The organism is Thiomonas sp. (genome assembly GCF_054608695.1).
Genome location: NZ_JBTRXV010000070.1, coordinates 1 through 23,143, shown reverse-complemented (window position 1 = coordinate 23,143; position 23,143 = coordinate 1). Strand labels below are relative to the sequence as shown.

The following is a 23,143-nucleotide window of genomic DNA, read 5'->3' as shown; positions in this document are numbered from 1 at the left end:
GCTGACTCGGGCACGGAATGGCTCGACTGCGCTGTCGCTTGTCAAGCCGTTCCGTGTCCACTCGTCTTCGGTCGGCCCCCCCGCCTGCCAGTGTTCGCGGCAGGGTTCGGTGCGCGGGAGTGGCGCAAGGGGCGTGCCGTCGCTGCGCTCCGTCACTTCCCTTGCTTCACTCCCACTTACTCACCCGCGTCCGGGGCAAGCCCGGACTTGCCGCTCCCTGGCAGGGGCTGCGGGCTGGACGCCCTTGCCCCGCAGTGTTCGTGCCTGTCGTCACGTCACAGCCACGATGAGGCCGTGGCTGTGTACGTTCGCAGGCACTCCCTGCGGCTCCTGACCCACGCCAATCTGGTCTTCGCCGCGTTGCCGCGAGGCGTCCAGTCAAAACCAACCTCAAAACCCCGTCGCCAAAACACGCGACCGGGTTTTGAGTGTTAATCCAAACACACCCATCAGCCAGCAGCAATGCTAATGCCGCAGCTTTAGGCTGCGGCATCGTCAGGCACCGTCGCAATAACAAGTTTCCGCGCTTTCCTCTGAGGGAAGCGCCTATAAACGCCTGCCTGACCTAATGGCCGTCCACTCAAACCGGCACCCTGCCACGTCAAACCGACGTGGTTCAGTGCCGGATCGAGCATCGACGCACAAAATCGGTGCATCCATGCCGCCAAAGCACGTCAAACCAACGTAGTTGCGCCGTCGTTGGCTCCATTCGGTGGAGATCGTTGGCTTTTGGACGCTCTACGATTATCGAACCGGCCTGAAAAGCCGTGGCCAAGGATGGCGTTCGGCGCCGCCGCCGCCCAGGTTAAAGATGTGGGTCGTGAAACGCGACCCACATCCAGTGATCGAGTTTCCGCCCCAACCTATGTGAGTATGGGCAGCGAGTGCGCAGCCCAACAACCCACCGGAGCCAACCAATCGCTCCGGCGAAACCTTAACCCCCTGGCCCGATAAAGCCAGCGTGCGGCCAACGCGCCGCACGCGATGATGACCGATTAACCAACCACGGAGATAACCATGTCCCCCGAATTCAAAACCGAAGCCGAGTTTCATGCGGCCCTCGATTTTCTCAAGGATTTTGCAGATAACTACACCCAGCCCACGGACGAGGGGCAGGAACTCATGGGCGAAATTGCCCATTATCTCGCCGACTTCCCCGATGCCCCGGCACTCGGGCATCACCGCAAAGTGATTTGCGCCGAGTTGATTTGGAATCACCTTTGTGAAGACCACCAAATTGGCGCAGTCTGGATTTCATTCATGCGCGATTGCGTGTGCCGTATCAACGATTACAACACGAAAGGTTCATCATGAAAAAGTATCTTTTGATTCTCGTCGGGCTGTGGTTCGGCATTTATATCACCGCAGCCACATTCACGGCCGAAAAATTCCCGCCTGCTGTGCGCGGCATCGCCCGCGTGCTGGTGATTCATACGCTTGAGCCCGTTTTTTTGCAGCCCAGGAGATTCACATTTGGGGATGGCTCGACAACGACTGGCGCGACGCTTGATGGTTATCTCGCAGAAGCGAAGAAAACGTCGCTGGTCGATTTTTGGACGACCCGGATCGATCATTTCAAGCCGATCATCCTGCTCAATTTGTGGCTTTGGGTTTTGCCGTGGCTGAGTTTGTATGCCGCCGCAAAACTGCTGAATACGGTGCTCAGCGTGCGGCAGCTCACCAGGCAGACCTGAGTTTCCGCGTCTGCCTATGAATGTACGGGCCAGATGGCCCGGTTTCAACTTCCAGACCACAAGGAGCAAATCATGGAAGACAAGCGTGAACTGACCAGCGCGGACAAGAAGAATCTCGCCCGCATTTCCAAACTCAGCAAGGCCGACAAGGACAAGGCCAATGATTGGGAAAAGGAGTTCCTGAAGAAGCTGAATGAGCGGTACAGCAAGTACGCAGACAGCATTTTTCTGAGCGAGAAGCAAAGCGCTGTGCTGGCAAAAATCGTCGCGGCTTTGGACAAGCCCGCCGATGACGACCTGCCCGATTTGGATGAGTGAGGCCGCCTTGATCGCAGTGCTGCACTACCAAGACTGCGTGCTGCGGTCCGTCGACCGATTCGAGCATCTGGTCGATGTGCCGCAGCAGTGGGCGCAGCACATCACCGCCACCCAAAACCCGCAAGTCGTTTTCGTCGAGCGCATCTGCATCGTCTACACGCCTCGCACCCACACACCGTTTTACTAACCCCTAGGAGCAAACATGAACAAGATCATCCTTATCGCTGCAGCGGCCTTTGGCCTGCTGCTGCTCACCGGCTGTGCTGGCGTGCCGCCGATCATGGGCGGCTCGCCTTCGGCATCGGCCTTGTCCTACACCCCAGGCCAGGCCCAGCAGGCCCAGGCTGTGCAACTCGGCACAGTGGTCGCGGTGCAGCCCATCACCATCGCCGCATCGTCCACAGCCACCACACCAGGTGGCGCACTGGGTGCGCTGGCGGGCGGATACGTGGGGTCGCGGATCGGTAACGGGCGCGGCTCCATCATCACCGGTGTTCTCGGCGCCATCGCAGGTGGGCTGGGCGGCGAGGCAGCCACCAATGCTGCCTACCGCCAGGCTGGCCAGCAAGTCACCGTCCGTCTGGACGACGGCCAACTCATCGCTCTGGCTCAGGCCGCCGATGTCGCGCTTCGCCCTGGCGAGCGCGTGGAGTACGTGAGCAGCGGATACAGCCAACCCGCCCGCATCCTGCCGATGCCCGCCGCGAGCCAAGGGAGCCAGCCATGAACGCGCCGCAAGCCGTGAACGTCGATGCGTGCCTGCAAGCCCTGAGCGGCTGGGGCTTGGGCGACCTGTGGCTGGTCCTGACGCTCGATGAACTGGATGCGCTTGGCAGTCTCCTGGCCGATCACCAGGCCGGTGAGCCAACGCTGGCCCACGCCAACCCGGAGACCATGCAGCGCCTGCGCTTCATCGCTGAAGCCTGCGGCCTGGACCCTGCTACAGGAGAGCAGGTCAAGGCCGAAGCGTGACCCGAGGGGCCGGGCTTGACCCGGCCCTTATGCCGCGTGCAGCAGCTTCAGGACGATGGCGATGGCGACGGATGTGAGTGCGCTGCCACCCAGAACAAAGCCAGCGGTCCACTTGATGACGTCGGCCTTGGCGCGCTCGATGTCGGACTGAAGCAGCGTCACATCCAGCTTCGTCGCGAGCTGCCCCTGCGCGTCTTTGACACGACGCTCGATGGCCGCATCCAACTCTTCCGCGACGCGCGTTGCGGCATCGTCGGGCACCCCAGCTTGTTTGAGGGCGGCGAAAAGGGCGAGATCGAGGCTCATGCGCGAAGTTTAGCGTGCGCCCCAGTTTCCGCGCTCGCCTATAGAGACAGGCCCAGCAATCCCGCGGCCAACACCAAGGAAAACATCATGAAGAACGACACTCAAAAAATGAACATCAAGGCAGTTCTTGAGACCGTGGACAAGGCCGGGCTGGGGGTGCTCTATTGCGCGTTGACGGCAGAGCAAACGCACCGTTGTGGCGAGCTGATTTTCGCGCTCGAGGCCCATCTCGCTGGCGAGGAGGAGTTTGGGCGCGGTGACATCAAAATGTTGCGCGACGTCTGCCGCGAGCTGTGCATCGACCCCGCGACAGGCAAGAGGGAGTGACAAGATCATGAAGCCGATCAAGAACCCCGCCGCCCGCGCGTTTCGCAGCGGCCAACCGATCAAGAAGCCCAAACCCCAACCCCATCTCGCGCCACGTCGCGACCCCTGGGTGTGGTTGATGTTCAGTCCAACACCCAAACCAAGGAGCATGCCATGAGCACCAACACAACCCCTGAAATCGTTCTGCCGCATCTGGTTGGGGTCGATGAAGCCGCGCGCATTTTGGGCGTGTCCAAGAGCCTGCTGAACCGTGATCGCCGCACGGGTGAAGCGGGCAACGTGCCGTGCATTCGCATTGCCGGGCGCGCCCTCTATTCGCCCAGCCAATTGATTGGCTGGGCTGAGGCCAAGGCACAGACCGGTATCGCTGAAGCGGTCCCACGCGCACCCGAGCCACCCGCGAAGCGTGGACGTGGGCGCCCACGCAAGATGGCCTGAGATTCATGATGGCAGTCCTTGCCTTGCCCGGCCAGCAGCAATGCCAGCCGGGTTTTTTGCGTCTTGAATTTCCGCCCATGCCTATAGCAGCACGGGCAGCAATCCAGCAGCCCGACACCAAGGAAAACATCATGAAGAACGACACTTATTCCCAGGCTTTGGCTGAGGTCAAGAAGAGTGGGGCCTGGCTTCAGAAGATGAGGGAGAGGGGCCACACCGAGGTTATTTTCATGGCGGGTGTTGGTTTTATCAGGGTGGGAGATGAATTGGACGACATCGACCAGCATGTCATTTTTCTGGACATGGATGTGGTCCAGCAGGTCAAGGGCGCGCTGGATTATCACCAAAGCCAGTGGGGCTGATCCCCCCTCCACCAACCCCGCTTCGGCGGGGTTTTTCATGCCCGCCGTGCGTGCATGCCGTTGGGCTGCTCACTTGCCCACGGGGCTCAGTTTCCGCCGATGCCTATGCAAGCACCAACACAGGAGCTTGCCATGGCATCACACTACATCAACATCGACCAGTTCATCCAAGAGGCGCGCGTCTACCAACACCAGTGCCGCAAGGCGCGGATGCGCGCGCTCGCCATCACCATCCTGACGCGCGTGCTTGTGATCCTGGCTGCCGTCGCTATCGCCGTCATCGGCTATCTCACATTCCCAAGTATCGCCGGAGCCGCAGAACTGCCCGCTCCGCCGCGCTGGTCCCTCGATGTCAGCACCACGTCCTATCACCTGCGGCAGTGGGCTAGGAACAGCCTGAACCAGGACAACCCAGGGCTTGGTCTCGAGTACGAGTACAGCCCCAATTGGGGTGCTGCGGCAGGCTTCTACAAGAACAGCTACAGCCGCACTTCGGTCTACGCCACAGCCACCTACACCCCTCTGCACATCATCCTGCCTGCAGGCCTCACCCTGGCCGCTGGCGGGCTTGTTGGTGCGATCTCTGGCTACACCAGCGCTGAGGTCCCAGACCGCCCGCTGATGGCCGCTGCGTTGCTTGAAGTGAGGAACGCAAGCGCCTGGGGCATCAATCTCGTAGCGGTGCCGAACGCTGGGCAGTCCGCCGGGTTCGTTGGTCTGCAACTCGTGGTGCCACTGTCATGAACGCGCGCCACCACTCCATCACCCAGCGCCAAGCCGTGAGGCTTGCGCGTGCAATTTCCGGCCTTGCCTATTGAGACACGGGCGGCACGAGTCGCCCCGCAAACAGGAGAACATCATGCAAAACGAAAACAGCCGCGACGTGCTGGCATCGATTCAGGAGGGCGTCGACCAGATCGACAGCGCGCACATCGTCATGAAGTGCCCGGCTCACCGTGGCGCGCTCACGTCCAGCCTCGAAGTCACGCTCGCGGCTGGAAGGCTGGAGATGTACTGCATGTGTGGCTGCCCTCCCGACCGCATCCTGGCAGCAGCGCGCGGCACTGGGCAGGAGCAGCCAGACCACTACGACGATTTCGTCAACGCGCTCGCCGCCGCCTGATTTCCGCGCTTGCCTATAGAGGTGTGGGCCACGAGGTCCGCACCAACCACACCACAGGAGCACACATCATGGACAGCATCACAGCCAGAATCGTCGCAGCCATGCTCAGCATCGCTGCGTTTGGCGGCATCGGCACCGCGACCTACACGAGCCTGCAGACCTCTGCGCAGGCCAAGACCATCCAGACCAAGTTCATGGCCTCGATGCCCAAACTGCCGACCGCAACAGCCCAAGTGAAATGAGCAAGCCCGCCACCCTCAAAGAGCGGCGGGAGAAGAAGCGGGCCATCGCACATGCCATCCCGCTATGGATATTGCCGTCTGGCGTGCAGCACACGCAGAACGTCGATACTGGCGGCGCCCACTTGGTAGACCAGGATGTAGTTCGGGTGAACGGTGTATTCCCGCGTTCCAGCCACCCGACCAGGACGCATGAGGAATGGTGTTTGCGGGATGTTCTCGGCGGCCTGCACGACGGTTGCGTGCAAGGTTTGTGCAGCCAGTGGGTTGCGCTGCTCGATGTAGTCGATGATCTCTACCAGGTCGGCAGTGGCTTCCTCAGCCCAGCGCACGGGCAGCACGGGCTTTCCTTCTGGTGTCGAGTTCGGCTTGCACTTTCGCCATCGCCTCATCATGGGGCAGGCGGGGGCGGGCACTGTTCATGGCTTCTCGCACCTTGGCCCGGAACCAGCGATCATAACTGGCCGCTTCCTTGTCGGTGGCGAACTCGGAAACGATGGGGTCAAGGGTTGCGGTCATGGCGATTCTCCGAGACAGTAGGACGCAAAACAATTTTATGCCAGCGCAGACAATTTGATTTGCCCCCCTCACTTGATCCGGTGCCGTTCACCATGCCCACGCAACCCCGCCACACCGTCAGGCTTCGCCCAACAGAGCAAGAGGTCATCGAGCAGGCAGCATCCACGCTGCGCATGACGGTTCCAGAGTTCATTCGCGAGATGGCCGTCTGGGGTGCGTCCTATCTCGGCGAAATGCGCAAGGTGGCACCCGAGCCAACCACGGAGATGCGGCATCGCATCAAGACGCTTGCGCTTCAGATTCTCGTGGACCCCGTGAACTTGTCGCTGCATGGTGACGACCAGCAACGGTTTTTGCTGAAGTCAGAAGCCGCCGATTTTGCCTTGTTGCGGATCAGAGCCGCGATGCTGGCCTTGATCAACAAGGGTGAAGACAGCACCGACCTGCTGCTCGATGCCGCGCGGTGGTACAGCGGCCACGCACCACACATCAAGGCCAGGGCCAACAAGGGGAAAATACCCGTGCCTTGCGGCCTTGTGCAGACCATTGACGGGGCCGTGCGGCTTCATCTTTTCGCAGATGGCCCAATGGACATCCCCCTAGGGCCACAGCAGAGCAAGAGGCTGCTCATCGGGGTGCCTGTTACGTCGCTGGTCTTTGAGAAGCCCAAAGGACGAACGTGGCGCATGCATATCTCGCAGGCAACGCCAAAGCGCAAGTTACGGACCTGACCAACAAGTTCGCTGGGCGCGGGCTTTGGGGCCAAAATTCCGCGACGGAACACCTTCAAGTCTCGTAAGTCGTTGATCCGAAATGAAACAGCCTCGCGAAAGGTCACGGTTTTGCGCAAAGGTCACAATTTTCAAGCCAAGGTTTTTGTCCGCCGATCAGCTCGCCGAGCGCGTGAATGATCTAGCCCATGTGAAAGCCTGACCAGGAGCCCGCCGCGTGCGGGCTTTTTCATGCGCGCTGCGCACGCATGCCGGGGCTCGTTCCATCCCCTGCCGATCTGCCATCCGAAGCCGCCCCGACCTGCGGCACCTTGTCGCTCCAGCATCCGTCACGCCAGCCCTGCGGTCTGTCATGCCCGCTGCACGCGCCATGCCTGCGGCACCGGCTTGCAGGCTCGTTCAGTGAGGCGGCTCCGAACAGCAGATCAACCACAGCAGGAGAAGATTGGAATGAACAAAACCCCACACGTCAACAGCGACACGACAAGCAACACCGCGCCCTTCGCGCCCCGCGAGGCTCACCAAACGGCAGTTTTGGAACCAATCGAAAACATTGTTTTGATGAGCTGGGCTGAGTGGGCACGCACCCCGAAAGACTACCGCCTGACATCGCTCTACGGCCAGCAGGGCCGCTGGGTCATGCGCGCAGGCCCTCACGGGCTCACGCTGCGCCCCGTCCACATCACAGGCTGAACCCCAGCACCCACCAGGAGCACACATCATGAACGACACCAACACCATGCACGAACTTTTCGGCCCCACCATCCACACCTACACCCGCGAGCAGGCCATCGACGACGGCGTGCTGATCGATGTCAGCACCACCGCTCGCGAGGCCGGGATTGTCTGGCCCGTGGCCCTCACATCCGCCGCGTGGGCTGACACCGTGGCCTGGACCGACACCACCGAGGCCCGCAAGGGCTACACCGGGCAGAGCGAATCCGGCAGGCTTTGGGATGTGGTCTGGATGCTCAGCCTGGCCGTGCGTGGAGCCCTGCGCCGTGGCCTGGATGCCAGCCAACAGCCGCTTTATTTCAGCCTGTTGCGCACGCCCACGGCAGGCCGGGGCGTCCAGCCCCGCAAAGTGACGCTCAAGTTCCAGGTCGGGCCGGGCGACGATGGGCGGCCTTGCATCACCGTGATGCTGCCCAGCGAAGACTGAACCCCGGCCCCGGCGCAAGGCCGGGGCATTTCGCCACCTGCTGAATCAGCATGCGGCCCGACGTGGGCCGCGTCCTTGGAGTCTCCACCATGAAGAAAACCCTTTCCCTCGCTGCCGCAGCGCTTGCCTTGCTGGCGCTCGGCGGCTGCGCCACCAACCCTATGATGGGCACCGGCACGCCCCAGGCCAGTGCCCAGGGCTACACCATCAACGGTGCGCAGTCCGTCCAATCGGTCCAGCTCGGCACTGTCCTGGCCGTGCATGCCGTCGTCATCGCCGGGCAAGCCTCCGGCGCTGGGGCCATCGGCGGCGCCCTGGCGGGCGGCGCCATCGGCCACCAGATCGGAAGCGGCAACGGCCAGAAGCTCGCCACCATCGCTGGCGCCCTTGCAGGTCTCATGGGCGGCCAGGCGCTGGAAGGCGCCGCGGCCAAGGAATCGGGTCTGCTCGTGACGGTCAAGCTGGACTCGGGCCAGTTGCTCGCCATCACCCAGGCCGCCGACGTGACCCTGACCGTGGGCGAGCGTGTACAGGTCTTGATGGACCGCACCGGCAAGGCCCGGGCCTTGCCGCTGGGTTGAGGGAGACCACCATGCGTTCTCGCATCTTCAAGGCCGAACTGATGTTCGCCCTGGCCGGCTTGGTCCTTGTCGGCGCCTTCGCAGGCCCCGCATGGGCGCTGCTGGGCGCCCTGGCAGGGCTGCTGGCCTGGGCGGCACTCAAGAAGGGCGCGGCCCTGCTGCTACTGAAGGCGCTGCGTCAGCCTGTCCTGTGGTTTGCCCTGCTGGGCGCCATCGCAGGCGCCCTGACGGGCGGCCCGCTTTGGGCGCTGGCCGGCGCCGCCGGCGGCGCCGTCACCTGGCTGGCCCTGGTCGAGCTGCGCGACAAACTGCGAGGGGACCGCGCAGGTCCGGTGCAATGATGGGTTGGCCAGCTATGCATATTGGGCACAGACCTTTTTGAGAAAGGAGCGAGTAGTGCGCTTCAGCAGATGGCCGTGACTTTTTAGTAGCGGTGGCAGATAGTCTCTTGCGCAAAGAGACGCATGATGAACTTGATTATTCTCAGCAGCGCGCTCCAGAAGAACCTTGATCTGTTCGTCTGTCATTTTCGGAACGTGCGGCAAAAGAAGCTGGAAATTGGCTTCGGCACTACGAAAGCCTCCAGAGCGACCGATGAGGTCTGTTATGAGTTCGACTCCAGCAGAAAAGTCGTGTTTGAGGAAGCCCGGAATAAGATCACGAATGGTGATGCGGTCTGGATCAACCTTCACGGACTGAAAATTTGAAATGAAACCTTGAGGGATTGTCCCGTCAAGCGACAGTGGAATAACCGTCATGTCGCTGCGATAGGCAGCGATACCGGACTCTTGAACGCACCACGGCGACTGAAAATAGTTCTTGCTCAGAAGGCCCACGAAGATGCTGGCCTTGCCAATTTCTTCAAGGATTTTCAGTCGCCATTCCTCGGAAACGGCGATGTCCTCATGAGCGAGAAAGGCCGAAATGCCGACACCAGACAACACCGCTTTAACTTGAGCGGCTGCAGCCTTGTCGGCCGTTTGGTAGCTTAAAAATGCGAGTGAGTCCACGGCTCCCCTAGCTGGCTAACTGTTTATCCTGGTGTTGCTTGCCCGGCTGTGTGCCCGGCGTTTTTGTGCACAGCGACCAGCTACCATCGGCATCGGATAACTATTTATCACTCCCGCCGCTCCCTCAACCATGGAGGTGCTACGCATGCAATCGAGACTGCGCACAGGCTTTTTCCTATTGTCCGTCGGGCTAGCAGGATGCGCCATGCGGCCTGTTCCATCCACGGAGCAGAACATTTCGACTGCCGAGCAGGTCAACACCACACAAATCACGGCAGCCGAACAGGCACGGCAGGTATGCCTGCAGTTTGGCGCAAAGCCAGGCTCGCGCATGTTCTACACGTGTATGAAGGAGCAGACCGAAGCGGCACAGTACAACATCGCTCTGGCGGCCTGCAAATCATCTGGCTACTCGCATGAGGCAAAGCGGGAATGTCTGGAGGGGGGCTCCGGCTTGTTCGGCTTGCGCGGCTGCCTACAAAAGAAGGAACAAGACTGCGAGGCAAACGCCAAACTCGCCTACCTGCCGGACTCCAACGTCCAAAAGATTGAGCAGTCCAACCACCAGTACATCCACACCTACAAGAACGGTGCGGACGGGCAATGAAACGTGGGAGTTGGGCTTTCGTGGGCAATGCCCACTCACCCCCGCCCCAGCCCCTCGATCGTCAACCCGCGCTCAACCGCCTGGCGAATCGCCAAGTTGATGACCGCCGCCCTTGACTGGCCGATCTGCGCGGCCAGTTCATCCACCCGGGCCAGCAACTCCGGTGAGATGGTCAACGTGATCTGACGCTTATTGCCCAGCATCACCCCCTTGACCGTCTTCGCCGCGGGCGCCGCATCCGGCGCCCCGGCGATGAACGCATCCGCCGCGGCCGGCTTCCCCTTCGGTTTCACAATCGCCATTGCATTGTCCTTTCAGCCATTTTCAATCTCGGATTGATATTAAAACAATGCGTTGACGAGGGCTTGCAGCTCATCGACCGCCTTGCGATCCACCGGCTTGGCTTCGAGTACCGAAAGCCCCGAGCCCGCCGCATTCGCATACGCTTTGCGCCGTCGCAGGGGCGTGGCCAGGTACTCGAACTGCGGCACGTCGGCCACGGCTGCGGCAGCCTCGGCGTTGTCTGTGGAGTGCTCGCCTGGATCGGCTTGATTGAGGACGGCAAAGCAGCGCAGCCCATCCCGCACGCTCCGTGCCTCATCGACCAGGCCGGCAATATCGTTGAGAGCCCACACGTCATAGGACCGCGGCTGGAAGGGCACCACCAGCACATCCGCCAGCACCAGGGCTGCCCGCAAGGCGGTGGAGTCACGCCCGCCCGCATCAATGATGATGTCATCGAACTTGCGCCCCTGCTGCTGCACCTGGCCCCGCAGCGTCGGCCCGTCTGAATACTGCGCACAGGCAATGCCTGGGGCATGCCCACCCTCTGCTCGGATGCTGATGGCCGTCTGCGCCGTGCCCTGCCGGTCCCCATCGATCAGCCACACGTCACGCCCGGCCAGCGCCCGCGCAATCGCCAGATTCACCGCCAGCGTGGTCTTGCCCACGCCGCCCTTGGTGTTCCCTACGCATACGATCATCACAATCTCCTTTTAATATTAAAACGAGTCTATGATGATAGTTTTAGAGGATGATTTCAATAGGTTTGCCGCAAATTCTCCAGGCCCGCTGCATGCACGCACCGCCAAGCCACCGAAGCCCCGTGGCAGTCCTGCAGACCAGCTCCCCGAGCTACGGTAGCAGCGTGGCATGCACCAAGCGCAGCCGCCGGTAGGCGGCGTGTCAAGCGTGGCTTGCGTACACTTTTTTGTATGGTGCAAAAAAGTGTACGCAGAACGGCGTGTAAATCTTCACTCGTGGCGCACACATCTTCCATGCAGAAGATGACTGCCAGGCAACCCATGCCCGGCATGCACAGCGCGGCTCAACTCCCCGCGCGAGTGGAACCAGGGTGCAACCCTGGCGGCGGCCCGCAGGCCGCCATCATCGGGCAGGGGACATCAGACACCCCCGGCCCGGCCCCTGCGGGGGTTATGCGCCGTCGCGCAGCCAATTGGAGGCCGCCCGGCTTTGTATGAGGCTAAGGCGGTGCGTCCTCCAAGGTATCGTCGGCACTGAGGGCTAGCTTGTGCTGACGATCTTCCGGGTCAAGTTCAAGTTCATGGGAGCGGATTACCTGGATGCCTGCCTGCGCCCCATAGGAAAAGATGTCGCTGTCATCGGAATAGATGGCTTCTACTCGTTCAACTTGGGCAATCGCGATAATTTGCCGGTCAAATTTCACTTTTGCGCGGGGGTTGTCTTTTCCCTTTCCCTTGAGGCCATGCCGGTGCATCGCATCGGCGCATTCGATGGCGGCTCGCGTGTCGAACGGGACGATGCGGAATGGTGGCTCTTGAAGTTTCTGAACGTACTCGTTCGCCGCTTTGCCTGCATACACAAGAAGCTCAGAAAGCACAGGGGATGGAATCAGAACTCGTTTGCGCGTCTTGCTGAGTTTGCGAATCAAGTAGTCAACACGCTGTTTTGGGTACTCGACCAAGCTACCTGTCGATGGATCAATCGGGGGCCGAGCATTGGGGAAAATCGCCAGAAGAAGGACGCTTGTATCGAAAAGAACACTCATGTCCTTAATTCCGGCGCAGTTCACGCCATTTATCTAATGGATCGCCCATTTGCGTCCATTCGCCTCCCTCGACTTGGCGCAAGCTGTCAAGGGCTTCGATGAGAGTGCGGTCACTCAGCGGTTCGAAATCTTGAACCGTAAAACTGTCTAGTTCCCATTGGAATTCTTCATTCCGAAACCAAGTGCCTGTGCCATTCACCCGCACGCTGGTGAAGAGGCATTTACCCAATTCCTTTGCCATGTCGCGACTTGTCGTTGTCAACTTGTATTCTTCGCCGTCAGGCCCAATCAATAAGGCATGCTTCGTGCGGTCTTTACCGCCGACGCGGACGATTTCCCCTTCAAGTTGTCCAGCCTCTTTGATTGGGCCAATGCGCTGAGGAATCAGTTGTTTTCGGCCCGGGAACGCAATGATCTGCGCTCCCCGATCCCGCCTGATGGCGCCTTCCGCGTTGTCCTCGCGAAGGTAGGCGTTGATTGTGTTCCGGATTCGCACGAGGTCGGGTGGCGCATCTGCACGGCTTGCTAGCTGAAGACGCTGCTCAACCTTTGGCACGTCATCTCGCTCTACTCGACCGCACATCACGGTGCTGCCTTTCCGAAGCCCGTCGAAGTGGACATGCGCATTGCTGCCCATCAATGCGGCATATTGCGCCAAGTACTCCGCCAAGCGACTCATAGGAATCGTTTCCGGCGTAAAGGCGGTGATGCGAAAGTTGAACTTAGCGTCACTCATGGTTTGATCATATATCTGGCGATGGTCACTTGTCGCATACGTCCGCGCTGAAGCGTGAGCAAGGTCTGCTGGGTTGCCTGCGTACGACAAAACTGCATCTCACCCCAGCTTCTTCGCCAGCTTCTCCGCCTCGATGTGCGTGTACCGCTTGAGCATGGCAAGACTCTTGTGGCCCGTCATGCTGGCCACTTCCATGATGCCCAGGTTCTTCTCAAACAGGCGGGATGTGGCCTCGTGGCGCAGGTCATGGAAATGCAAGTCATGCATGAACGTGGGGTCAGGCTCTACGCCATCGCGCGCGCAATCGGCAAGGTAGAAACGCAACGCGCGGGCTCGGCAGCGTTGCCAAGCCTTCTGAAATGTAGCGACCTTCGCTGGTGTGGGACACCAACTGAACACCTTGCCATCAAGCCGGCGCGGCAGGCTTTGCAGCGCCTTGATAGCCGCGCTCGACAGCGCGACGACGCGGAAGGGATCATCATTTTTGGTGACGCGCCCACCGACACCGCGCAGCTTGACGGTGCGGCGCTGCAGGTCAATATCCTTCCATTTCATCGACAGCAACTCAGACAACCGCGCGGAAGTCTCGACGGCCAGCACAAGCGCCTGGTGAAGGCCGGGCGCTTGTGCCGCGGCTGCGGCGCGCATCAGGTAGTCGTACTCAAGCCCAACCAAGCGACGTTCGCGCGGTGGCGTCTTGGCAGGCTTGCGGATGGCCTTCACCGGGTTGCCAGCGGGCAAGGGGATGGACATCTCCTTCTCAGCATGGCTGAACAACGCAGACAGGGCATTGAGCTGGTGAATCACGGACTGCGGCGCGTAACCAGCGCGCAGCAACTCATCGCGCCACGCGGCGACATCGACAGAACGGATATTGGCCAGGAAGAACTTGCCGAAGCGAGCCTTGGCAAAGCGGATGTGCGTTCCAGCGGAATGCGAGCGACGGAGCGGCACCACGGCCACCATGTAGATGTCCGCGACTTCACCGAGGGTCACCTTGCCCGCGTCATTGCGCATCGCCATGACGTTGCCGCGCTGGTGTTCGCGCTCGACCTCGCGCGCCCAGGCTTCGGCATCGGTCTTCAGATCAAAGGTGCGGCTGATCGATGGCGCGCCCTTGCGACGCACTTGCACAGACCAGCCATTGCCGCGTTGTTCGAAGTAAGCCATGATGCTTGTTCCTTTCCTGTCATTCCCACTGGATTCCCACAAAAGGGATAGGCGACACAGGAAATACAAGCATTCATGCGGGTCTCAGGGCGATCTTACTTACCCTTGGGAAGCAGAAGTTCTACCATTGAACTACGCCCGCTTGAGCCGCTGATTATAGGCAGGACGCCTGCCTGGGATGCGCGTTCAGCCGCAGGCGCCAGTTGATCAGCCCCCAACCGATGCGCCGCTCCTGGCCGCCGCTAAATTCCTATCCGAGCCCATTTCAGTCTCCATTTCCGACTGCACATCCGGCCCCACAATGCCCCCACCATCACCAACCCGTTTGCAGGGCCTGCCGCCAGCGGCGGGAGCGCAAACCCGCTTGCTGCTGCTGGGCAGTTTCCCGAGCCGGGCGTCGCTGCAGGCGCAGCAGTATTACGCCCATCCGCGCAACCAGTTCTGGCCTCTGCTCGCCGCCTTGTTCGAGCTGGATTTGATGCGGCTGGACTACGCAGCGCGGCTGCAGGCAGTGATGGCGCGCGGTCTGGGCATCTGGGACGTGTACGCCGCGTGTGAGCGCGAGGGCAGCCTCGACACCGCCATCACCCAGGCGCAGCCGAACGATCTGCCCGGGCTGGTGGCACGGCTGCCGCGGCTGCAGGCCATTGCGCACAACGGCGGCGAGTCGGCGCGGATGATGCGTTCCACCGCGAGCCTGGCTCCGTTTTGCCACCGCCTGCCCTCCACCAGCCCGGCGAATGCGTCGTGGAGTTTTGCGCGCAAGCTGGAGGCTTGGCGGCTGGTGTTCGCCCGTCATGGCCTGATCGCCGGCGAAGGCTCAGTGCATCAGCCGGACTTCAACCAAGCTCTACACTCAGAGCATGCAAGCATCCAGGCCCGCAACTCCCAAGGCTGAGGCACACGATCGGTCCGAGCCCAAGGCCGCGCCGCGCGCGATGCATGGGCCGCTGGACTGGCGCGACGTGCTGCACTGGCTGTACGACGACACGCTCATCGACGATGCCGGGCTGCGCCAGGGGCTGGACCGCTGCGCCCATGCCAGCGAGCGCCTGCACGCGCTGCACAAGGTGGCCAACGCCGGGTTGATGCGCGTGGCCGACGCCAAGGCGCTGGACCTCGACCTGCTCACCGCCTGGCTGGCCGGACGCGCCGACATGCCGCTGGTGCGCATCGACCCGCTGAAAGTGGACATCGGCAAGATCGGCGATCTCATTTCGCTCAACTACGCCGAGCGCCATCGCATCCTGCCGGTGGCAGCCGACGTCGAGGGCGTGACCATCGTCACCGCCGAGCCCTTCGACCTGGGCTGGAAGACGGAGCTGGAGCGCATGCTGCGCCGGCCCATCCGGCTGGCCGTGGCCAACCCGGTGGACATCACGCGCTACACCATCGAGTTCTTCAACCTTGCGCGTTCGGTTCGCCAGGCGCACAAGAACAGCGCGACGGCGGGCATGAGCGGGGTCAACCAGTTCGAGCAACTGGTGGAGCTGGGCAGGAGCGGCCGCGCGCTGGATGCCAACGACGCCGGCGTGGTGCAGGTGGTCGACTGGCTGTGGCAATACGCCTTCGAGCAGCGCGCTTCCGACATTCACCTGGAGCCGCGGCGCGAACTGGGCGTGATCCGCTTTCGCATCGACGGCGTGCTGCAAACCGTCTACCAGCTGCCGCCTTCGGTGATGAACGCCATGACCAGCCGCGTCAAGCTGCTGGGCCGCATGGACGTGGTGGAAAAACGCCGCCCGCAGGACGGGCGCATCAAGACCCGCCGGCCCACGGGTGACGAAATCGAGCTGCGCCTGTCCACTCTGCCCACGGCCTTCGGCGAAAAACTGGTGATGCGCATTTTCGACCCCGACGTGGTGCTGCGCGACATGGCCGCTTTGGGTTTTCCCACCGCCGAGGGCGCGCGCTGGAACGAACTCACCAGCCGCCCGCACGGCATCGTGCTGGTCACCGGGCCCACCGGCAGCGGCAAGACCACCACGCTGTATTCCACGCTCAAGCGCCTGGCGACCGACGAAGTGAATGTGTGCACGGTGGAGGACCCGATCGAGATGGTCGAGCCCACCTTCAACCAGATGCAGGTGCAGACGGGCCTCGACATCGGCTTCGCCGAAGGCCTGCGGGCGCTGATGCGGCAGGACCCGGACATCATCATGGTGGGCGAGATCCGCGACCGCGAGACCGCCGACATGGCGGTGCAGGCCGCCCTCACCGGCCACCTCGTCTTGTCCACCCTGCACACCAACGACGCGCCTGGCAGCATTGCCCGTTTGCTCGAACTCGGCGTGGCGCCCTATCTGGTCAGCGCCACCCTGCTCGGCGTGCTGGCGCAGCGCCTGGTGCGCACCTTGTGCGCGCATTGCAAGCTGCCCGACGATGCGTTCGACCAAGCCACCTTCCAGCAGGCCGTGTCGCCCTGGAAGCCCAGCACCAAGGTGTCGCCCTACAAGCCGGTGGGCTGCCTGGAATGCCGTAACACCGGGTATCTCGGCCGCGTTGGCCTGTACGAATTGCTGGTGTTCAGCCCGGCTCTGCGCGCGCTGGTCGCCGCCGCGGCACCGCTTGACGCGCTGCGTCAACAGGCTGTGAAAGACGGCATGCGTCCGCTGCGGCTGGCCGGTGCTTTGAAAGTGGCCGAGGGCGGCACCACGCTGGATGAAGTGCTGCGCGCCACACCCGCGGCGCAAGGCTGAGCGCTGAAGCCTGCAGCCCCGTTGTCACCGCAACCGCCAAGGAGTTTTCGATGCTCAAGCGCAAGCATGTTCTGGGCGTGGCTTTGCTTCTGAGCGCCCCCAGGGTCGGCTCGCCGGCCCGCCCCCCGTGGGGGTCAAGGAAGCTTGGGACGGCCCTGCGTTTCCTTGAGAGCAGCGCAAGCGCCGCCTGCGCCTTCAATCTCGGCGCCCTGCGCGGCAGCTGACCCTGTTGCCGCCTCCTCTGCGCGACATCTTGTCGAACACACGTGCGGGACTTCATGCCAGACTCAGCCTCACCCACCGAGATGCAGTCCGCCCACGCTCAATGGCTGGCTGGCGGCGGCGCCGCGCCGGGTGTCCGGCATTTGCAGTTGGCAGGGAACTGGACCGTCCAGGGCCTGGACCCGGCGCCGAGGCTGCGGCTTCCCGCCGGGTGCAGGGCGGTGCGCCTGGCCGCAAGCGACTGGCAGCTCGACACCGCCGGTGCGCTGGTGCTGGCGCGCAGTCTGCAGGCGTGGATCGACGCCGGCGTGGAGGTCGATCGCGCCGGACTGGCCGTGGCCCAGAATCAGTTGATCGAGCTCGTGCAGGAGCGCATGACGGCAGCGCCGCGGCGCCAGCCCCGGCCGCATGCGGGCCTGCTCGGCGACCTCGGCCGCGCAGGCGCTGCGGCTTGGCGCGAGGGGCGCGAATTCATGACCTTCGTCGGCGAGCTGGCCTGGCGCGGGCCGCCGCTGCTCGCCAGGTTCTGGCGCATCCGCTGGCGCGAGGTGGTGGCCGAGGTCGACGCGGCAGGCATTCGCGCCCTCGGCATCATCGGCCTGCTGTCCTTCCTGATCGGCATGGTCATGGCCTACCAGGGCGGTGCCACGCTGGCCACCTACGGCGCCAACATCCTGATCGTGAATCTGGTGGCCATCATCACCTTGCGCGAACTCGGGCCGCTGCTCGCCGCCATCCTCGTGGCGGGGCGCACCGGCTCCTCGTACACCGCGCAGCTGGGCACCATGCGCATCACCGAGGAGATCGACGCGCTGCGCGCGCTGGGCCTGTCGCCCTTCGAAGTGCTGGTGTTTCCGAAGGTCCTGGCGCTGGTCATCACCCTGCCGCTGCTGTCGCTGTTTGCCGATGTGATGGGGCTGGCGGGCGGCGGGGTGGTGGCCTCCATGGGCTACGGCGTGTCGTGGAGCGAATACATCAGCCGCATCCCCCAGGTTGTTTCGGCGCAAACCCTGGCCCTGGGGCTGGTGAAGGCGCCGGTGTTCGCCGTGATCATCGCCCTGGTGGGCTGCATGCAGGGCTTGCGCGTGTCGGGCAGCGCCGCGGCGGTGGGCCGGGCCACCACGGTCAGCGTGGTGCAGGCCATCTTCCTGGTGATCGTGATCGATGCCGGGTTTTCCATTCTCTACAACCTGCTCGGGCTATGACCTCATCGCATCGCCGTTCGAACATGGGGGTATTCCAGCCTGGCAGGACGGCGCGCAACGCAGGGGTGCGCCCATGAGCGGCGAGACGCCCGCCGTGATCGAGGCTCGCGGCATCGTCAATCGCTTCGGCGACGTGGTCGTGCACGACGGCCTGGACCTGCGCATTCCGCGCGGCTGCATCATGGCCCTGGTCGGTGGTTCCGGTGCCGGCAAGACGGTGCTGCTGCGCACGCTCATCCTGCTGCGCGAGCCGCAGGCGGGCCAGCTCGCGCTGTTCGGACAGGACGCGCTCGCGGCGCACGGGACGACCCGCCAGCGCCTGCGCCAGCGCATCGGCGTGCTGTTCCAGGGAGGCGCCTTGTTCACCGGGCTCACGGTGCTGGAGAACGTGCTGCTGCCGCTGCGCGAGCACGGCGCGGTGGAGCGCGCATTCCTCGCCGACATCGGCATGCTCAAGATCCGCTTGGCCGGCCTGCCGGCGGATGCCGCGCACAAGTACCCGGCGGAGCTTTCCGGCGGCATGGTCAAGCGCGCGGCGCTGGCCCGCGCGCTGGCGCTCGATCCCGAGCTGCTGGTGCTGGACGAGCCGACCTCGGGGCTGGATCCGATCGGCGCCGCCGCGTTCGACGACCTGGTCCGCGAGTTGCGCGATCTGCTGGGTCTGACCATCCTGCAGGTCACGCACGACCTCGACTCGATCTGGCACGGCAGCGACATGGTGGCTTTTCTCGCGCGCAAGAAAGTGCTGGCGCTGGGAACGGCGGCCGAGCTGGCGCAGCGGGACGAACCCGAGCTCGCGGCCTATTTCCGGCAGGGGCGGTCGCTGGCCTATGCGCGCCAGGCGGCCGACGCGAGCCGGCACCAGGCGCACGCCACGCAGATCACGGGGACATCATGAACAAGACGGAACGCCGCACGAAGGTGGAATGATGGAATCGAAAGTCAATTACACGGCGGTCGGTGTTTTCATCCTGCTGCTCTGCCTGCTGCTGTCGGCCGCCGCCTATTGGCTGGCGGTGGGCGGGAGGCAGCAGAACACCACGCCGTATCTCATCTACGCCACCGACAACGTCAACGGCTTGAGGAATAGCAGCAACGTGCTGTACCGCGGCGTGAATGTGGGGCGGGTGGCCTCCATCGAAATCGACCCGGCCAACCCCACCCTCATCCGCATCCGCGTCGACATCGACAGGAACGTGCCGGTGCGCACCGACACCGTCGCGCAGCTCAACCCGCAGGGCGTGACGGGACTGTCGGTCATCAACCTTACGGGCGGCGCATCGTCCCAACCGCTGCGCGCGGCGCCCGGCCAGCCTTATCCGGTCATCCGCTACGCGCCGTCCGTGTTCTCGCGCCTGGAGGGCGGCCTGAGCGACGCCACGCTCATGCTGTCGAAAATCGCCACCCGACTGGACATGCTGCTGAGCAACGAAAACCTGCAGGCGCTGAGCCGGACCCTGGCGCACGCCGAGCAGATCACAGGGACACTCGCCGCCCATCGACAGGACATCGCGCAGACCCTGGTGGCCTTGCGCCAGTCCAGCCAGGAGCTCGCGGCGCTGGGCGCGCAAGGCCAGCGGTTGACCGGCCATGGCGAGAAGCTGCTCGCGCAGCTCAGCGATACCACGGCGCATCTGCAGGGCACCCTGGGTGAGATGGACGCGGCGGCGAAAAGCTGGCGCCAGGCCGGGGAGGGCGCGGTCAAGCTGGGTGCGACCGGAACGCAGGCCCTGGACCAGTTGCAGAACCGCACCCTGCCGGGTTTCGACCGGCTCACTGACAACCTGCAGCAGCTCAGCAGCCAGCTGACCGAACTCATCCGCAGCCTCAAGGGCAACCCCAGCCAACTGCTCTACGGCTCGCCGCTTCCACCTCCGGGCCCAGGAGAACAGCGATGAAAACCGCCTCACGCCGCGCCGCCCCGCTGCCGACCCTGCTTTGCACATCCCTCTTTGCCCTGTTGGGCGCCGGCTGTTCGCTGCCCATGACGCGCCAGCCGCCGCAAATCATCTACCGTCTGCAAGCCCCCTCTGTGGTCACGCCGGCTGGCGCCGTCCAACCCACCGTCATCCGCCTGTTGCCAGTTGGCGCCGCGCCCGGCCTCGACAGCCCGGCCATGCTGTACAGCGGGCAGCCGGCTCGGGCGATCACCGAGCCGGCCGCATCAGGCCAGGGAGCAGGTGCTGCCGTGCGACCCGGCAGCGTGCTCATGCCCTACCGCGACAGCCGCTGGCTGGCACCTCCGGCGGATCTCATTCGCGCAACGATCGGGCAGACCCTGTCGCGCCAGCCCTGGGTGAGCGCGGTGGAGATGAATGCTCATCTCGCGCCCGCCGCCTGGACCTTGCATTGCGAACTGACGCGGCTCGAGCACGACATCCGCGGCAGCCAAGGAACAGTGCGGCTGGGCCTGACTTGCCAGCTCCTGCAGGACGCCCCGCGCCGCATCGCCGCACACTGGCATTTCGACGCCAAGCAGGCCGTTGCGGCCAACGACGCCGCGCAGTACGCCGCCGCCGCCCAGACCCTGCTCGATCGCATGCTGCGGGACATGGTCGGGCGGGTGCGCAAGTCCATCGAACCGGCCGATTCCGGACATTGAAGCGATCGCATCGGTCCGTGCGGCCGCCGCAATCAGCCTGATTTGCCGGCCATGAACAGCCGGTTGCGCGCGCTCTGGGTGATGGCGGCCACGCAGGGATGGGTGATGCGCCGCTGCACCGAGATGGCATAGAAGTCCACCGCGACGTCCTCGCAGCGGCCCAGGCACTGCACGCCGTGCTCGCGCTCGATTTCCGGCTCCATCACGCTGGGCGCCACGAAAGCGCCGCGCCCCTGGCGACCGAAGGCGGTCATCAGCGCGCTGTCGTCGAACTCGGCCACGGTGTGCGCCTGGATCTGCAACTGGCGCAGCCATTGCTCGAATTGCGAACGCAGCGCCGAATCCGATCCCGGCATCAGCAGCGCAATCGTGCTCAGGCTTTGCGGAAACGCTCCCCGAGCCTTCTTGGCCAGCGAGGGCGAAGCGAAGACGCTCAAGCCCGATCTGCCGAGGTGATGGTTGTAGGCGCGCACGCTGAAGTGCGCGGGTAGCGGGGTGTCGGCCACCACCAGGTCGAGCTGGTGCACGGCCAGGCGCGCCAGCAGATCGGCCATCTTGCCCTCCTCACCCTGCATGCGCACCGGCTGCGGCAGGTCCAGCGCCGGCTCCACCAGGCGGTAGGCGATGGTCTTGGGCACCGAATCGCTGATGCCCACGCGAAACACCAGCGCCGGGGTTTGCGCCGCATCGCGCCGCAGCGCTGCTTCCAGCTCATCGCCCAGGGCGAAGATGTCGTCGGCATAGCGCAGTGCCGCCGTGCCCGCCTCGGTGAGTTCGAGCTTGCGCCCGCTCTTGCGGAACAGGGCGGTGCCGATGCGATCTTCCAGCAGTTTGATCTGCCCGCTCAGGGTCTGCGGCGTGATGTGCAACTGCTGGCCTGCGCGGACGATGCCACCGGTCTTGGCCACAACCCAGAAGTAATGCAAATGCTTGAAGTTGAGCATGCCCGGAATCCTTAACAGTTCGATTTTCTCGAAATGAATGATTTGGAAATTCGAATTTACACGAAGTATTGCAGAACCTAAATTAGAGCCTGGCAACAGTGTCCTTTCCCGACTTTCAGGAGATTCTCATGCACATCGACATTCAGGTTTCAGGCCAGCCGATGGACGCCCTGCAGCGTGCGCAGATACTGGCGCATTTGCAATACCGCCTGCAATTCGTCCTGGCCAGGTTGTCGCGCCGCGTGGTTCGCGTCGCGGTGGTGTTGTCGGACGTGAACGGCCCGCGCGGCGGCAAGGACAAGCGCTGCGTGCTGCGCGTGGATCTGCCCCAGCAGCCTGCTGTCGTCATCCGCCAGCGGCATGCCGACTGGCGCAGCCTGATCGACGGCGTCGTGGCCCGCGCCAGCCGTTCGGTTGCCGCACGCCTGCAACGCGCCAAGCAGCAGCGGCGCAGACCAGGCGAGGCGCATGTCGCATTGCCGTGTGCCCCGCTGTCAGTCGGTGCCTGAGGCCATACCGTCCTTGTCGTTCTCCCGGCCGAGCTTGATCTGGCCCAGCCTGGTCGACACCAAGCCCAAAACCCGACACCTCGGTCGTTCCATTCAGGAAGTTTTTCATGGGCTGCAACACCCTCATCTCCCGTCCCGCGCCGTGCTGCGCAACACCGATGCGCTGCTGGCCGCTCATCCTCATGTTCAGTGCCGCAACCGCCGCAGCGAGCGCTGGGCCAGCCGCATCCGGGCACCATCCTCGCGGTGGCGGGCTACTTGGGCCTGCTGTTTCTTACTTACCCATAAACGCAGCGGCAGCGCCTGGAGTCTGGCCGCGGTGTTCGGCCTGGCCGGCTTCATGGGCTGCATCCTCGCCACCGCGAGCCTGTTCGTGAGCATCTTCAACCTGTTCGGTCGTCTTTTGCAGTTGCTGGGATTACTGAATAGTCATGATTCATCGGTCATGCCGGAATAATGGACGCGGCGCTTTCGCTGTCTTGATGGTCAAGCGCCAAAACATGCAACCGCATGGGATGAAGGAGCCGGTCATGCAATGCCGGCATTGCTTTGAAACCCGGCTGGTGATGGCCGCCGAGCGCCATGGCATCGAGATCGACTATTGTCCGAAATGCCGTGGCGTGTGGCTCGTTCGCGGG

38 protein-coding genes are annotated in these 23,143 nt (G+C 63.2%); 28 read left to right on the top strand and 10 right to left on the bottom strand.

Annotated features, from left to right (window positions below):
* Nucleotides 1-1,017 precede the first annotated feature (1,017 nt).
* The 6 genes from ACYCUK_RS18000 (at nt 1,018) to ACYCUK_RS17975 (ending at nt 2,984) form a co-directional block, all read left to right on the top strand.
* Nucleotides 1,018-1,314: a hypothetical protein gene (locus ACYCUK_RS18000; RefSeq protein WP_461596047.1), complete on the top strand. Its 297-nt coding sequence runs from the start codon at nt 1,018-1,020 to the stop codon at nt 1,312-1,314.
* Entirely contained in the window at nt 1,311-1,694 is a 384-nt protein-coding gene (locus tag ACYCUK_RS17995) for a hypothetical protein (protein WP_461596046.1), read from the top strand. Before ACYCUK_RS18000 ends, ACYCUK_RS17995 begins: the two co-directional genes overlap by 4 nt.
* Nucleotides 1,695-1,766: 72 nt before the next feature.
* Nucleotides 1,767-2,012 (top strand): hypothetical protein, encoded by a 246-nt coding sequence (locus ACYCUK_RS17990; protein ID WP_461596045.1) that lies wholly within the window; start codon nt 1,767-1,769, stop codon nt 2,010-2,012.
* Nucleotides 2,005-2,199, top strand: a complete 195-nt coding sequence (locus ACYCUK_RS17985; RefSeq protein WP_461596044.1) for a hypothetical protein — start codon at nt 2,005-2,007, stop codon at nt 2,197-2,199. The genes ACYCUK_RS17990 and ACYCUK_RS17985 overlap by 8 nt, the downstream gene beginning before the upstream one ends.
* 15 nt (nt 2,200-2,214) lie before the next feature.
* On the top strand, nt 2,215-2,739 hold the full coding sequence (locus ACYCUK_RS17980) for a glycine zipper 2TM domain-containing protein (protein WP_461596043.1): 525 nt from the start codon (nt 2,215-2,217) through the stop codon (nt 2,737-2,739).
* Nucleotides 2,736-2,984, top strand: coding sequence for a hypothetical protein (locus ACYCUK_RS17975; RefSeq protein WP_461596042.1), 249 nt, complete (start codon nt 2,736-2,738; stop codon nt 2,982-2,984). The genes ACYCUK_RS17980 and ACYCUK_RS17975 overlap by 4 nt, the downstream gene beginning before the upstream one ends.
* A 27-nt stretch (nt 2,985-3,011) precedes the next feature.
* Here ACYCUK_RS17975 and ACYCUK_RS17970 read toward each other — a convergent pair whose 3' ends face one another.
* Nucleotides 3,012-3,290: a hypothetical protein gene (locus ACYCUK_RS17970; RefSeq protein ID WP_461596041.1), complete on the bottom strand. Its 279-nt coding sequence runs from the start codon at nt 3,288-3,290 to the stop codon at nt 3,012-3,014.
* An 87-nt stretch (nt 3,291-3,377) separates the two neighbouring features.
* Here ACYCUK_RS17970 and ACYCUK_RS17965 point away from each other — a divergent pair, with 87 nt between their 5' ends.
* The 6 genes from ACYCUK_RS17965 to ACYCUK_RS17940 all read left to right on the top strand — a co-directional run bounded on the left by ACYCUK_RS17965 (nt 3,378) and on the right by ACYCUK_RS17940 (nt 5,782).
* Complete coding sequence (locus tag ACYCUK_RS17965; protein ID WP_461596040.1) at nt 3,378-3,617, top strand: hypothetical protein; 240 nt, start codon at nt 3,378-3,380, stop codon at nt 3,615-3,617.
* A 153-nt stretch (nt 3,618-3,770) separates the two neighbouring features.
* Nucleotides 3,771-4,055: a helix-turn-helix domain-containing protein gene (locus ACYCUK_RS17960; RefSeq protein WP_461596039.1), complete on the top strand. Its 285-nt coding sequence runs from the start codon at nt 3,771-3,773 to the stop codon at nt 4,053-4,055.
* 5 nt (nt 4,056-4,060) lie between these two features.
* Nucleotides 4,061-4,417, top strand: coding sequence for a hypothetical protein (locus ACYCUK_RS17955; RefSeq protein WP_461596038.1), 357 nt, complete (start codon nt 4,061-4,063; stop codon nt 4,415-4,417).
* Between the two features lie 132 nt (nt 4,418-4,549).
* Nucleotides 4,550-5,161: a hypothetical protein gene (locus ACYCUK_RS17950; RefSeq protein ID WP_461596037.1), complete on the top strand. Its 612-nt coding sequence runs from the start codon at nt 4,550-4,552 to the stop codon at nt 5,159-5,161.
* A gap of 115 nt (nt 5,162-5,276) precedes the next feature.
* Nucleotides 5,277-5,540, top strand: coding sequence for a hypothetical protein (locus tag ACYCUK_RS17945; RefSeq protein ID WP_461596036.1), 264 nt, complete (start codon nt 5,277-5,279; stop codon nt 5,538-5,540).
* A gap of 68 nt (nt 5,541-5,608) precedes the next feature.
* Nucleotides 5,609-5,782, top strand: coding sequence for a hypothetical protein (locus ACYCUK_RS17940; RefSeq protein WP_461596035.1), 174 nt, complete (start codon nt 5,609-5,611; stop codon nt 5,780-5,782).
* A gap of 62 nt (nt 5,783-5,844) precedes the next feature.
* On the opposite strand, the gene ACYCUK_RS17935 is transcribed toward ACYCUK_RS17940, so the two are convergent.
* A complete protein-coding gene (locus tag ACYCUK_RS17935) occupies nt 5,845-6,120 on the bottom strand; it encodes a type II toxin-antitoxin system RelE/ParE family toxin (RefSeq protein ID WP_461596034.1) in 276 nt (91 codons plus the stop codon).
* The gene (gene relB / locus ACYCUK_RS17930; protein ID WP_461596033.1) at nt 6,098-6,298 is read right to left on the bottom strand and encodes a type II toxin-antitoxin system RelB family antitoxin; all 201 of its coding nucleotides are present in this window, start codon (nt 6,296-6,298) and stop codon (nt 6,098-6,100) included. Before relB ends, ACYCUK_RS17935 begins: the two co-directional genes overlap by 23 nt.
* 92 nt (nt 6,299-6,390) lie before the next feature.
* Between relB and ACYCUK_RS17925 the strand changes: the two genes are divergently transcribed.
* The 5 genes from ACYCUK_RS17925 (at nt 6,391) to ACYCUK_RS17905 (ending at nt 9,113) form a co-directional block, all read left to right on the top strand.
* Entirely contained in the window at nt 6,391-7,029 is a 639-nt protein-coding gene (locus ACYCUK_RS17925) for a hypothetical protein (RefSeq protein ID WP_461596032.1), read from the top strand.
* Between the two features lie 561 nt (nt 7,030-7,590).
* On the top strand, nt 7,591-7,722 hold the full coding sequence (locus ACYCUK_RS17920) for a hypothetical protein (protein ID WP_461596031.1): 132 nt from the start codon (nt 7,591-7,593) through the stop codon (nt 7,720-7,722).
* A 28-nt stretch (nt 7,723-7,750) separates the two neighbouring features.
* A complete protein-coding gene (locus ACYCUK_RS17915; RefSeq protein ID WP_461596030.1) occupies nt 7,751-8,191 on the top strand; it encodes a DUF6573 family protein in 441 nt (146 codons plus the stop codon).
* A gap of 89 nt (nt 8,192-8,280) precedes the next feature.
* Complete coding sequence (locus ACYCUK_RS17910; RefSeq protein WP_461596029.1) at nt 8,281-8,772, top strand: outer membrane lipoprotein; 492 nt, start codon at nt 8,281-8,283, stop codon at nt 8,770-8,772.
* An 11-nt stretch (nt 8,773-8,783) separates the two neighbouring features.
* On the top strand, nt 8,784-9,113 hold the full coding sequence (locus ACYCUK_RS17905; protein WP_461596028.1) for a hypothetical protein: 330 nt from the start codon (nt 8,784-8,786) through the stop codon (nt 9,111-9,113).
* A 12-nt stretch (nt 9,114-9,125) separates the two neighbouring features.
* Here ACYCUK_RS17905 and ACYCUK_RS17900 read toward each other — a convergent pair whose 3' ends face one another.
* Nucleotides 9,126-9,782, bottom strand: a complete 657-nt coding sequence (locus tag ACYCUK_RS17900) for a toll/interleukin-1 receptor domain-containing protein (RefSeq protein WP_461596027.1) — start codon at nt 9,780-9,782, stop codon at nt 9,126-9,128.
* A 145-nt stretch (nt 9,783-9,927) separates the two neighbouring features.
* On the opposite strand from ACYCUK_RS17900, the gene ACYCUK_RS17895 reads away from it, so the two are divergent.
* The gene (locus ACYCUK_RS17895; protein WP_461596026.1) at nt 9,928-10,389 is read left to right on the top strand and encodes a hypothetical protein; all 462 of its coding nucleotides are present in this window, start codon (nt 9,928-9,930) and stop codon (nt 10,387-10,389) included.
* Between the two features lie 35 nt (nt 10,390-10,424).
* Here the strand turns inward: ACYCUK_RS17895 and ACYCUK_RS17890 are convergent, their stop codons facing one another.
* The 5 genes from ACYCUK_RS17890 to ACYCUK_RS17870 form a co-directional block, all read right to left on the bottom strand.
* Nucleotides 10,425-10,691, bottom strand: a complete 267-nt coding sequence (locus tag ACYCUK_RS17890; protein ID WP_461596025.1) for a CopG family ribbon-helix-helix protein — start codon at nt 10,689-10,691, stop codon at nt 10,425-10,427.
* Between the two features lie 39 nt (nt 10,692-10,730).
* Nucleotides 10,731-11,372 (bottom strand): AAA family ATPase, encoded by a 642-nt coding sequence (locus tag ACYCUK_RS17885; RefSeq protein WP_461596024.1) that lies wholly within the window; start codon nt 11,370-11,372, stop codon nt 10,731-10,733.
* Nucleotides 11,373-11,872: 500 nt separating this feature from the next.
* Nucleotides 11,873-12,418, bottom strand: coding sequence for a PIN domain-containing protein (locus ACYCUK_RS17880; protein ID WP_461596023.1), 546 nt, complete (start codon nt 12,416-12,418; stop codon nt 11,873-11,875).
* Nucleotides 12,419-12,422: 4 nt separating this feature from the next.
* On the bottom strand, nt 12,423-13,154 hold the full coding sequence (locus tag ACYCUK_RS17875; RefSeq protein ID WP_461596022.1) for an MFS transporter: 732 nt from the start codon (nt 13,152-13,154) through the stop codon (nt 12,423-12,425).
* 99 nt (nt 13,155-13,253) lie between these two features.
* Nucleotides 13,254-14,324, bottom strand: coding sequence for a tyrosine-type recombinase/integrase (locus ACYCUK_RS17870; RefSeq protein ID WP_461596021.1), 1,071 nt, complete (start codon nt 14,322-14,324; stop codon nt 13,254-13,256).
* 301 nt (nt 14,325-14,625) lie between these two features.
* Here ACYCUK_RS17870 and ACYCUK_RS17865 point away from each other — a divergent pair, with 301 nt between their 5' ends.
* From ACYCUK_RS17865 to ACYCUK_RS17835, 7 genes are all read left to right on the top strand, one after another.
* Nucleotides 14,626-15,222, top strand: a complete 597-nt coding sequence (locus ACYCUK_RS17865) for a DNA-deoxyinosine glycosylase (RefSeq protein WP_461596020.1) — start codon at nt 14,626-14,628, stop codon at nt 15,220-15,222.
* Nucleotides 15,188-17,023 (top strand): GspE/PulE family protein, encoded by a 1,836-nt coding sequence (locus tag ACYCUK_RS17860; protein ID WP_461596019.1) that lies wholly within the window; start codon nt 15,188-15,190, stop codon nt 17,021-17,023. The genes ACYCUK_RS17865 and ACYCUK_RS17860 overlap by 35 nt, the downstream gene beginning before the upstream one ends.
* Before the next feature lie 50 nt (nt 17,024-17,073).
* Entirely contained in the window at nt 17,074-17,247 is a 174-nt protein-coding gene (locus ACYCUK_RS17855; protein WP_461596018.1) for a hypothetical protein, read from the top strand.
* Between the two features lie 54 nt (nt 17,248-17,301).
* Entirely contained in the window at nt 17,302-18,450 is a 1,149-nt protein-coding gene (locus ACYCUK_RS17850) for an MlaE family ABC transporter permease (RefSeq protein WP_461596017.1), read from the top strand.
* A gap of 73 nt (nt 18,451-18,523) precedes the next feature.
* The gene (locus ACYCUK_RS17845; protein ID WP_461596016.1) at nt 18,524-19,348 is read left to right on the top strand and encodes an ABC transporter ATP-binding protein; all 825 of its coding nucleotides are present in this window, start codon (nt 18,524-18,526) and stop codon (nt 19,346-19,348) included.
* Between the two features lie 31 nt (nt 19,349-19,379).
* On the top strand, nt 19,380-20,348 hold the full coding sequence (locus ACYCUK_RS17840) for an MlaD family protein (protein WP_461596015.1): 969 nt from the start codon (nt 19,380-19,382) through the stop codon (nt 20,346-20,348).
* On the top strand, nt 20,345-21,052 hold the full coding sequence (locus tag ACYCUK_RS17835) for an ABC-type transport auxiliary lipoprotein family protein (RefSeq protein WP_461596014.1): 708 nt from the start codon (nt 20,345-20,347) through the stop codon (nt 21,050-21,052). Before ACYCUK_RS17840 ends, ACYCUK_RS17835 begins: the two co-directional genes overlap by 4 nt.
* A gap of 32 nt (nt 21,053-21,084) precedes the next feature.
* Here ACYCUK_RS17835 and nhaR read toward each other — a convergent pair whose 3' ends face one another.
* Complete coding sequence (gene nhaR, locus ACYCUK_RS17830) at nt 21,085-21,996, bottom strand: transcriptional activator NhaR (protein ID WP_461596013.1); 912 nt, start codon at nt 21,994-21,996, stop codon at nt 21,085-21,087.
* A 128-nt stretch (nt 21,997-22,124) separates the two neighbouring features.
* Here nhaR and ACYCUK_RS17825 point away from each other — a divergent pair, with 128 nt between their 5' ends.
* From ACYCUK_RS17825 to ACYCUK_RS17815, 3 genes are all read left to right on the top strand, one after another.
* Nucleotides 22,125-22,505 carry a hypothetical protein gene (locus ACYCUK_RS17825; RefSeq protein ID WP_461596012.1) on the top strand — a complete coding sequence of 127 codons (381 nt, stop codon included), beginning with the start codon at nt 22,125-22,127 and terminating at the stop codon, nt 22,503-22,505.
* A gap of 142 nt (nt 22,506-22,647) precedes the next feature.
* The gene (locus tag ACYCUK_RS17820) at nt 22,648-22,962 is read left to right on the top strand and encodes a hypothetical protein (protein ID WP_461596011.1); all 315 of its coding nucleotides are present in this window, start codon (nt 22,648-22,650) and stop codon (nt 22,960-22,962) included.
* 73 nt (nt 22,963-23,035) lie between these two features.
* Nucleotides 23,036-23,143: TFIIB-type zinc ribbon-containing protein (locus ACYCUK_RS17815; protein WP_461596048.1), on the top strand; the 108-nt coding region annotated here is incomplete at its 3' end.